General features: G+C 59.6%; 13 protein-coding genes. 5 read left to right on the top strand and 8 right to left on the bottom strand.

Annotated elements, in window-relative coordinates; genetic code table 11:
- On the top strand, positions 1-435 hold a 435-nt coding region (locus GFM02_RS34875; protein WP_205930594.1), incomplete at its 5' end, for a hypothetical protein.
- A 200-nt stretch (positions 436-635) separates the two neighbouring features.
- Entirely contained in the window at positions 636-845 is a 210-nt protein-coding gene (locus GFM02_RS34365; RefSeq protein ID WP_012558428.1) for a hypothetical protein, read from the top strand.
- Between the two features lie 146 nt (positions 846-991).
- Here the strand turns inward: GFM02_RS34365 and GFM02_RS34360 are convergent, their stop codons facing one another.
- Complete coding sequence (locus GFM02_RS34360; protein WP_077978844.1) at positions 992-1,183, bottom strand: hypothetical protein; 192 nt, start codon at positions 1,181-1,183, stop codon at positions 992-994.
- 255 nt (positions 1,184-1,438) lie between these two features.
- On the opposite strand from GFM02_RS34360, the gene GFM02_RS34355 reads away from it, so the two are divergent.
- Positions 1,439-1,585, top strand: coding sequence for a hypothetical protein (locus GFM02_RS34355; RefSeq protein WP_018242953.1), 147 nt, complete (start codon positions 1,439-1,441; stop codon positions 1,583-1,585).
- A gap of 102 nt (positions 1,586-1,687) precedes the next feature.
- Here the strand turns inward: GFM02_RS34355 and GFM02_RS34350 are convergent, their stop codons facing one another.
- On the bottom strand, positions 1,688-2,107 hold the full coding sequence (locus GFM02_RS34350; protein WP_168324180.1) for a GNAT family N-acetyltransferase: 420 nt from the start codon (positions 2,105-2,107) through the stop codon (positions 1,688-1,690).
- Positions 2,108-2,332: 225 nt separating this feature from the next.
- On the opposite strand from GFM02_RS34350, the gene GFM02_RS34345 reads away from it, so the two are divergent.
- On the top strand, positions 2,333-3,073 hold the full coding sequence (locus GFM02_RS34345; protein WP_168324179.1) for an SIMPL domain-containing protein: 741 nt from the start codon (positions 2,333-2,335) through the stop codon (positions 3,071-3,073).
- Between the two features lie 513 nt (positions 3,074-3,586).
- Here GFM02_RS34345 and GFM02_RS34340 read toward each other — a convergent pair.
- The 5 genes from GFM02_RS34340 to GFM02_RS34320 all read right to left on the bottom strand — a co-directional run bounded on the left by GFM02_RS34340 (position 3,587) and on the right by GFM02_RS34320 (position 6,279).
- Positions 3,587-3,925, bottom strand: a complete 339-nt coding sequence (locus GFM02_RS34340; RefSeq protein ID WP_168324178.1) for a hypothetical protein — start codon at positions 3,923-3,925, stop codon at positions 3,587-3,589.
- 178 nt (positions 3,926-4,103) lie between these two features.
- Positions 4,104-4,409: a hypothetical protein gene (locus tag GFM02_RS34335; protein WP_168324177.1), complete on the bottom strand. Its 306-nt coding sequence runs from the start codon at positions 4,407-4,409 to the stop codon at positions 4,104-4,106.
- Positions 4,410-4,532: 123 nt separating this feature from the next.
- Positions 4,533-4,955, bottom strand: a complete 423-nt coding sequence (locus tag GFM02_RS34330) for a secondary thiamine-phosphate synthase enzyme YjbQ (RefSeq protein ID WP_168324176.1) — start codon at positions 4,953-4,955, stop codon at positions 4,533-4,535.
- Positions 4,956-5,063: 108 nt separating this feature from the next.
- Complete coding sequence (locus GFM02_RS34325) at positions 5,064-5,816, bottom strand: carbonic anhydrase (RefSeq protein WP_168306998.1); 753 nt, start codon at positions 5,814-5,816, stop codon at positions 5,064-5,066.
- A gap of 109 nt (positions 5,817-5,925) precedes the next feature.
- Positions 5,926-6,279, bottom strand: a complete 354-nt coding sequence (locus tag GFM02_RS34320) for a DUF1428 domain-containing protein (RefSeq protein ID WP_020050973.1) — start codon at positions 6,277-6,279, stop codon at positions 5,926-5,928.
- A gap of 193 nt (positions 6,280-6,472) precedes the next feature.
- Here GFM02_RS34320 and GFM02_RS34315 point away from each other — a divergent pair, with 193 nt between their 5' ends.
- A complete protein-coding gene (locus GFM02_RS34315) occupies positions 6,473-7,180 on the top strand; it encodes an HAD family hydrolase (RefSeq protein ID WP_348644016.1) in 708 nt (235 codons plus the stop codon).
- 112 nt (positions 7,181-7,292) lie between these two features.
- On the opposite strand, the gene GFM02_RS34310 is transcribed toward GFM02_RS34315, so the two are convergent.
- Positions 7,293-7,952, bottom strand: a complete 660-nt coding sequence (locus GFM02_RS34310) for a DUF922 domain-containing Zn-dependent protease (RefSeq protein WP_205930593.1) — start codon at positions 7,950-7,952, stop codon at positions 7,293-7,295.
- Between the last annotated feature and the right edge of the window lie 9 nt (positions 7,953-7,961).

Below are 7,961 nucleotides of genomic sequence, written 5' to 3'. Positions count from 1 at the left end.
GCCTGCCTCGTGCTCCTTCAATATGCCGATGATCTGTTCGTCTGTGAAACGATTGCGCTTCATCCTCTGGTCCTCTCAATGGGCCAGAGCTTACTTCAAAATGGATTATTTCAACGGGGCAAGGTCACGGAATTTCGGAAACCTTTCGAAGTTCCCTTAAGCCGCTTCGAAGCATGCTCGATTTCTTGCAAAGCAGGAGCGCTTCGAGATCATCCTGATCCGGACGACAGTACGCAAATAAAAGTCCGGCTTGCGCGGCTATCCCTAAAAAGTCGCGATTGTCTTTTGACGGTGGGGTGGCCGTCACTGACGGCAATTTCCTCTAGAAACCCTCACAGCAGGACGAAACGCCGATACGGCAGAAGGATCGGTGTGTTGATTTTCTGCCTACGCCTGAGCAGGCTAGGAAGCGAGTTCGTGCTGATCGTCGCGTGAGACTGCGACAAGTATGCACCACGGTTGCCAAACCATCGGCTGGTCGAGATTTATTGAGAATGATCGGAAACTTCGCGTTCGTGCAGCGCTTTGCGGATTGATACGCGTATGATCAGCCTGATCGTCGAGCCACCTGCCTTTCGATAGAAGTTGTGGTACTTATTAATGGATGTCGTTGTTCTCGGGAGGAGTAGCAATTCATGGTCGTACACAGGGATATGACTAGCGACGAATGGAAGTGGCTCGTGCGCCTTTGCCAACACGAAGCGGATAGCATTCCTAAGGAAATTGAAGCGCGGTTTACCGAACTTGGTCTGCTCGGGCCGAATGGTCTTTCGGACAATGCCAGGAATTTGGTTCAAAATGAACTGCTGGCAGAGCGGCGAAATAGACTGCAAGGGCTTCACTGAGTGATAACCTTGGACGCCAAGCAGGAGTTCAAGGTGGTGATGTTCATTGCGGCACGGCCCAAGCGGGTAACCGATCTCGGCGGCGGGCGTGTCCTGATCGTCCGTGCAGCTATTAGCACGGCATCATGCCCGATCTGCGCACATTTCTAATAGCTACAAGAACGCCCATCGCTCGGCCTGAACCCACCCCCACACGCCGGATTAAGCGGCTGACGCTCATAATAACCGCCGCCGATCGACGACGTCTGGTCGACGCTTCCGGACGAAGTGCAGCCAGAGATGATCGTGGCAAGGCTGATCAGCGTTCCGGTCGCGACAAATGCGAAAAATCGGTTCATCTGAGCTTCTCCTTCGGAGGGGCATGGTTTTACCCCGAGCGTGCAATCTACCACGCCGCGGCGACCACAGACGAGGATTTATAGCAGCCGACCGCTCTCGGCGGCCCCTTCTAACGCCAATGTGATCACCTTTTAGGCCAGTCCCGCCCAAGCCATGCACCGTCACATAACTGTCATGCAAAATTGCCCATTGTTATGGCAGCCTGGGCAAAATATATGCCGCCGGCTAACAAAAAAAAGAATGAGTGAACTGCCATGAGTGCCATACAGAAACTTTTCCACCGCAATCTCCTCACCCGTTTCGTCGCCGGTCTCGGTGCTGTTCCCCAACGCATTCGCGACGCCCGCGAAGAGCGCAAGCCCGCTATCCATCCATCCTTCATGGACGATTTCGGCGCCTAGTAGGACAATTGGCGAGTCAACAGACTCGTCTGCCCCCCCGCGATTACGTCCTCCAATGTCATTTCAGTTGATATCTGATGGGAAGCCGCCAGCGGCTTCTGATCAAGTTGCGGCGGAAAATTCCTTCCGGAACCAGATCCGGTCAACGGGCCGGTCTCCCGCATGCCCGCTGACCCTGCCGAATTCGACATATCCGAGTTTCGGGTAAAAGTCCGGCGCCTGGGTCGAGAGCGTGTCGACGCAAGCCATGACGGCGGCGCGGCGGCGTCCTTCCTCTTCCGCCGCCGCCATCAGCTTCCTGCCGATGCCGCTGAGCCGCAGCGATTTTTCGACCCACAGATTACCGAAGAAAAGAACAGAGAAGGAAACGGACGCCGTTATTCCGGCGGCAAGCCGTCCGTTTTCCCGCCAGACGATGGCGAAGGCCTCGCGTCTGATCTCAGCGCTCTCATTGAAGGCGTTCAGGCCATCGGAAATCGCGGTGGCGATCTCGGACGGAACGAGATCGAGCGTTTCGAACATTGCTTCCTCGTCGTCGATGATCGGCCATATGATAGCGGGCCGTCGGTTCCGATCCAGCCGTTTCGGCTTTTGACGGTCGGCGGACGTCCTCCGGGTTCAAGCTCCAATGCATGCACCGCTTAGATTTTTCTCTCGCGACGCATGCGCCTGTCTTTTCCGCCGCAATAGCTTCACAATCAACCGACAGAAAGCTGTTCCGGGAAACGACAACCAAGGAATGAAAACATGGCGCCGATCTATACCAAAACTGTCCTGATGACCGCCCTTCTGGCGCTGCCGCTCGCTGCCGCAACGCCCGCCTTCGCGCAGGAGACAAAGCCGCGCGAGCCGGTGATTTCGGTAACCGGCGATGGCGAATCGTCCGTCGCTCCCGATATGGCCGTCGTCAATCTCGCCGTCGTCAAACAGGCGAAAACCGCCCGCGAAGCGCTCGACGAGAATAACAAGGCGATGAACGACGTGCTAGCCGCGCTGAAGAGCGGCGGCATTGCCGAGCGCGACCTGCAGACCTCCGGCTTTTCCATCCAGCCGCAATACAATTATCCGCAGCCGGTCGATGGCCAGCAGCAGCAGCCACAGCTGATCGGCTACCAGACCATCAATTCGGTCACCGTCAGGCTGCGCGATCTCGCCAAGCTCGGCGCGGTGATCGACCAGTCCGTCAGCCTCGGCATCAACCAGGGCGGCGAAATCCAGTTCACCAACGACAAGCCGGACGCCGCCTTCGAAGAGGCACGCAAGGCCGCGGTCGCCGATGCCGTCAAGAGGGCAAAGACGCTGAGCGAAGCCGCCGGCGTCAAGCTCGGCCGCATCCTCGAGATCAACGAGAATGTGCCGCGCGCAATGCCGCAGCCGGTCTATCGCGCCACGATGATGAAGGAGGCCTCCGACGCTGCCGTTCCCGTCCAGGGCGGTGAGAACAATTACAATGTCAGCGTCACCGTGACCTTCGCCATCGAGCAGTAAAATGAAAGCGCCGCGCGTCTTTTCAGATGCGCGGCGCTCAGACTGCTGACAAATTCGGCCAATGACCTTCGTCATCATCCGGCTTGTGCCCCAAGCATCTGCCTCCGGTTGATAGGCAGCAGATCCTCGGCACAAAGGCCGATGCTGTCCGGCTGGCGCCGGCGGCTGCCGCTCACAAAGCAAGACCCCTCCCCAACCCCTCCCCACAAGGGGGAGGGGCAAACATGCCGCCCCCACTTCACATGACCTCCATCGTAGCAATCCGTAGAGCGATAACAGCCAGCGACACGTCTGCTTTTTGGTCCCGCCGGGGCCACGGCTTAGCCCCTCCCCCTTGTGGGGAGGGGTTGGGGAGGGGTCTTGGATTCATACACAAGGCCCGCGATGATGCCGGAGGAAAGAGCGCAGTCAAACTGAGCGCAAAAGAAAACCGCCCCTGCCGATCCGGGGAGACGGGCGAAGGCGGTTCTTAGCCGCCGCATCGGGAGACGGGGCGGCGTCTTCTTCCAACGATTAGCGGCGCAGGGCGGGGCAGCCGCGGACATTGGCGAAGCTCATCTCATCGGGGCCGCGACGCGTCCAGCCCTGGACGATCACGCGGCGTGGCGTGATGTCGACGACGCGTGCACGGCGGAAGCCGTAATCCCGGGCCATATCTTCGGCCAGCCGCGGATTGCAGCCGCGCGACGGCCGGCCGTAGCCCGGAGGCGGACGGCGGTAATCCTGCGGCGGACCACGGTCCGGCTCGCCAATAATGATATTCAACTGGGCGGCAGCCGGGACCACCGTGCCGGCCAAGGTACCGGCTGTCAGCATGACGGCAAGACCCGCCTTTGCCAGAAACTGCATCATCGAAAAACCTTTTCGTTTGAAAGTCGGGCCGGTCGAGCCGCCCTCCCCATTAGTCTGCATTACGCCGAAGCGTCATTTGGGAATCAGTCATACAGGTCAGAGAAGAGACGGCTGAAAGTGTCAGCGTCAAGGCAAAAGCGGACCGGAAGCGCCGCATCGGCGCCTCCGGTCGCAGTCCTCAGCGCCGGATCAGCGGGCAGCCTCGGACATTCGCAAAGGTGATCCTGTCCCAACCACGGCGGTCGCGCCCAGCAACGACGACGACCCGCGGCGACATACGGGTGATATGGGCTCTCTGCAGGCCGAAATCACGCGCCTTGCGCACCGCATGCATCGGCGAGCAGCCGCGGATCGGACGATGATATTGCGCCTCGACGACGAAGTTCGTCTGCGGTCCGGCGGCGGCCGCCGTGGAAACAGTGGCCGGAATAGTGCAGAGGGCGAGCAGAGCGGCAAGCGAAGCCTTGGTCAGGAAATGCGTCATGGGGTGTCTCCGTCGATTGGTATTCCAAAGTCTCCCTTCAGGGATTGTCTCGACAGTAAACGCAGCAAACTGAATGGCGTTCGAACCGGGCATTCAGTTTGCATTCACAAGAATTAACTCTCCTCACGGGCTGAGATGCAGCACGACCTCGCGCCGGTGCGGCCGGTCGCGATGTTCGTAGAGATAGAGGCCCTGCCAAGTGCCGAGCATCAGCCGCCCATCGGCAACGGGAATGCCGATCGAGACCTGGGTCAGCGCCGCTTTGATATGCGCCGGCATGTCGTCCGGCCCCTCGGCCCTATGCACGATCCAGCCCATGTCGGGATCGGAGGCCGGAGGCACGAGGCGGCGGAAGAAGGAGAGAAGATCGGTACGCACGTCGGGATCGGCATTTTCCTGAATGAGCAGCGAACAGGATGTGTGGCGTACAAAGACGGTCAGAAGCGCCTCCTCCCGCCCCGACGCGCTGACGAAGGCCTCCGCCTGGTGCGTGAACTCGTAAAGGCCCTGTCCGCGTGTGGACAAGGTGAGGATCGTCTGAGGCAAGGCGCTCTCCCTCTTCGAGATGACATCTCTCGCGAGTTGGCGCGTTGACTGGCGCAAGTCAAGCTTGCGCGTGCAAGTCAAGCTTGCGCGGGCAAACCACTGACCGCTTCAGAAAGAAGAAAGGATGAAGCGCCGGTTGGCGGCAAGCACCGGCCGGGCATTCATCGGATAGAGCGTCGTGAAGGCGCTTATATCGTTCTCGTCGGCCTCGATCGGCTGCCTGAGCACCATCCAATCGACAATCTCGCTGCAAGGCGGCGTTGTCAGCGACCCCTCATAGGACCAATAGGTGAGCTCTTTCGGTAGCAGCCCGTTCGGGTCGACATCGTCAACCGCAGCTTCGCCGCCAGCCGCTTTCGGAAAGGCGGTCGCCAGCCGCGAGAAGCCGGAATTGGCGGCACCCGGTGTCACGAATACACCAAGCACCCCAAGCGTGCCGGTTTCCTTGTGCCTGTGGACGAAATGCGCCTCCATCGGGAAGCTCCTGCCGTCGACATGATGTTCGCTCGGCGCATGGAAATGATATTGCAGCAGCTCGTAGCTGTTACCGGCCCGCGAAAGCCTGCTGCCACCGGGCATGTTGACCTGTATCGTGTGGCCGTTGTTGACGATCCTGCCGCCAGCCTTCCAGTCGATCGCAATTGGCGGAAGCTCCGCCTTGACAGCACCCGTCAGATCGAGCGGCGATTGCTGCGAACCGGCTGAACAGGCGGTATTCTCCGGCGCCGTCGCGCCCCAGTGGTCGGGGCCGGACTGGCCCTCATAGCTCCAATGCGCACCTTCGGCGGCAAAGCCGGCACCGGCACAGGCCGGGCAAGCGCCAAGCACGATCAGACCCTTGATGAAATCACGTCGCTGCATCTCCGTCCCCCCACGGCGGCAGCCGGTAGCCGGCCAAACCCCGTGGAGAGATTATGCGCTTAATCGGGGAGAATGGAACGTCAAGCGCATGGCATTTGGAAGACAAGCATCAGAGCCTGAGCAGCATCTCGAAGCCACCATAGATCATCCGCTTGCCGTCGAACGGCATCTGCCACTGGTCGCCCTTGAGCCTGGGATCGTCCATCACCTTGGCGTTGATATCGTCGCGCTCCTGGCGCGAGCCGTAGACGATCCAGGAAAACACCACCACCTCGTCCTCCTTCGCCTGCACGGCGCGTGGAAAGGAGGTCAGCTCGCCATAGGGCACGTCGTCGCCGATACATTCGACATATTCGAGCGCGCCATATTCCTTCCAGATCGAGCCGGCGAAGGTCGAGAATTCCTTGTAGGCCTCGATATTCCCCTTCGGAACCGCCACGATGAAACCATCGACATAGGACATCTCGCTCCTCCTCTGAGTGTCTGCGCCTTGTTATGGCGGAGGAGATAGGACGGTGGCCAGGCAGGTCCAGGGATGAAGCGCTCAACCGTCTTTTCATCTCTGATTTGCGCCGCTGTCGATCGTCCATTCGATTCGTGAGGTTTGACCCCGATCCGGTTTTCCGCTTTACCGGCTTTACAGAACAATCCTTCGAGTGAGCATCGGGCGGGACACTATGATTAGAGCGGTCCTCTTTGATCTTGACGAGACCCTCATCGACAAGACCGCTACCGTCCTCACCTTCCTGCCGCTCCAATATCAGCGATTTCGCCTTGGCGAGCACGGTGTCGAGGAACAGTGCTACATTGCTGAATTCCTACAGCTGGAGAAGGCCGGCCTGGTAAGAAAGCGCGATCTTTATCCGCGCCTGGCGGAGACATTCGGTCTTCCAGACGAGCTTGCAACAGCCCTCTTCCACGACTTCGAGGCAGTGTATCCCGGCATGGCTGTTCCCATGTCAGGGGCAAAACAGACCATTTCGGCACTGAAGCAATACGGCGTTCTAATCGGCGTCGTCAGCAATGGCGAAGGCAATGTTCAGCGACCGAAAATCGCGGCGGCGGGACTGAACGAAGGGCTCGACGTGGTAGTCATTTCAGGAGATATCGGCCTTCGTAAACCGGCACGGGAAATTTTCGAGCTGGCTGCTAGCCGTCTCGACCTGTCCGTCGACAACTGTCTCTTCGTCGGCGACAATCCCGAGGCCGATATTCTTGGAGCAGACAACGCCGGCATGCATGCCGTCTATTTCGGCCCGAAAAACGCCTGGCCCGTTTCGCTGCCCTCGCCGCGGTATCGAATAGAGTTGCTGCCGCACCTGATAGCCCTTGTCCGCGATCTGAACGCACTCACCGAGGCTTGATAGCGACGAAGCGCGCGCGCCAAAGGTGACCCCCATGCATTTGGCTGCGGCCTGATAGCCACACCCGACGCTTTCCGGGCCACACCGCATTGAGAACGTCGCCCGTTATCCGCTACGGCCCATTCACCAGCTTGAGGATGAGCTGCTGGATATTGCCGCCATCGCCCATTTCGATCTTGTCGAAGTCGCGGCCGCGCTGGCGCTGTCTTTGCGAGATCTCGCCGAGCCGGCGGGTCAGCTCGATTCTGATCTTCTTGCAGTCGGGATCGTCGGCAACGGTGAGGCCGATGCTCGTCGCCTCGATTTCCTTGACCATCTCCTTGATGGTCTCGCCATGCACCCGCTCATGCGCCTGCACCCCTGATATGAAGCCCTCCCAGCTGCTCTTCACGGCGGCTGGCAGCGCAGCAGATGGTTTCGGCAGCGTATAGGTGATGATGAGCTTCGGCCGGTTGGTCACGATAACGCAGGCATTTCCCTGCGGTTCGTATTTCCTGGTCCAGGTCAGCTTGAAGGTCGTATGCGCGATTGCCCGGCCAAAGCCGCTTGCCTTCGGCCCACGCTCGCCGATCGACGCGTAGAGCCCGGCCCCCGACGCGCCTGATATCGAATAGGGCCGCACCTCTTCGACCGCCTGCCAATCGGCCAGCGCCACAGCCGGCACCGACGTGAAAACCGCCGCAAGCACATAGGATAGAAAATTTGTCGTCACGCGCGGCTCCGCCGAATGATGTTTCGGGCCGAACCTAACGGGAGCGGTCGCCGCTTTCAACGCGTATAG

Origin of the sequence: Rhizobium leguminosarum bv. viciae (genome assembly GCF_012276115.1) — a bacterium.
Taxonomy (GTDB): Bacteria; Pseudomonadota; Alphaproteobacteria; order Rhizobiales; family Rhizobiaceae; genus Rhizobium; species Rhizobium leguminosarum_T.
This window is presented reverse-complemented; position numbering and strand designations above follow the sequence as displayed.

Bases quoted from the DNA above. Each gene is read 5' to 3' on its own strand.
- GFM02_RS34365 (WP_012558428.1), top strand. From the start codon at position 636: ATGGTCGTACACAGGGATATGACTAGCGACGAATGGAAGTGGCTCGTG.
- GFM02_RS34360 (WP_077978844.1), bottom strand. From the start codon at position 1,183: ATGAACCGATTTTTCGCATTTGTCGCGACCGGAACGCTGATCAGCCTT.
- GFM02_RS34355 (WP_018242953.1), top strand. From the start codon at position 1,439: ATGAGTGCCATACAGAAACTTTTCCACCGCAATCTCCTCACCCGTTTC.
- GFM02_RS34350 (WP_168324180.1), bottom strand. From the start codon at position 2,107: ATGTTCGAAACGCTCGATCTCGTTCCGTCCGAGATCGCCACCGCGATT.
- GFM02_RS34345 (WP_168324179.1), top strand. From the start codon at position 2,333: ATGGCGCCGATCTATACCAAAACTGTCCTGATGACCGCCCTTCTGGCG.
- GFM02_RS34340 (WP_168324178.1), bottom strand. From the start codon at position 3,925: ATGATGCAGTTTCTGGCAAAGGCGGGTCTTGCCGTCATGCTGACAGCC.
- GFM02_RS34335 (WP_168324177.1), bottom strand. From the start codon at position 4,409: ATGACGCATTTCCTGACCAAGGCTTCGCTTGCCGCTCTGCTCGCCCTC.
- GFM02_RS34325 (WP_168306998.1), bottom strand. From the start codon at position 5,816: ATGCAGCGACGTGATTTCATCAAGGGTCTGATCGTGCTTGGCGCTTGC.
- GFM02_RS34320 (WP_020050973.1), bottom strand. From the start codon at position 6,279: ATGTCCTATGTCGATGGTTTCATCGTGGCGGTTCCGAAGGGGAATATC.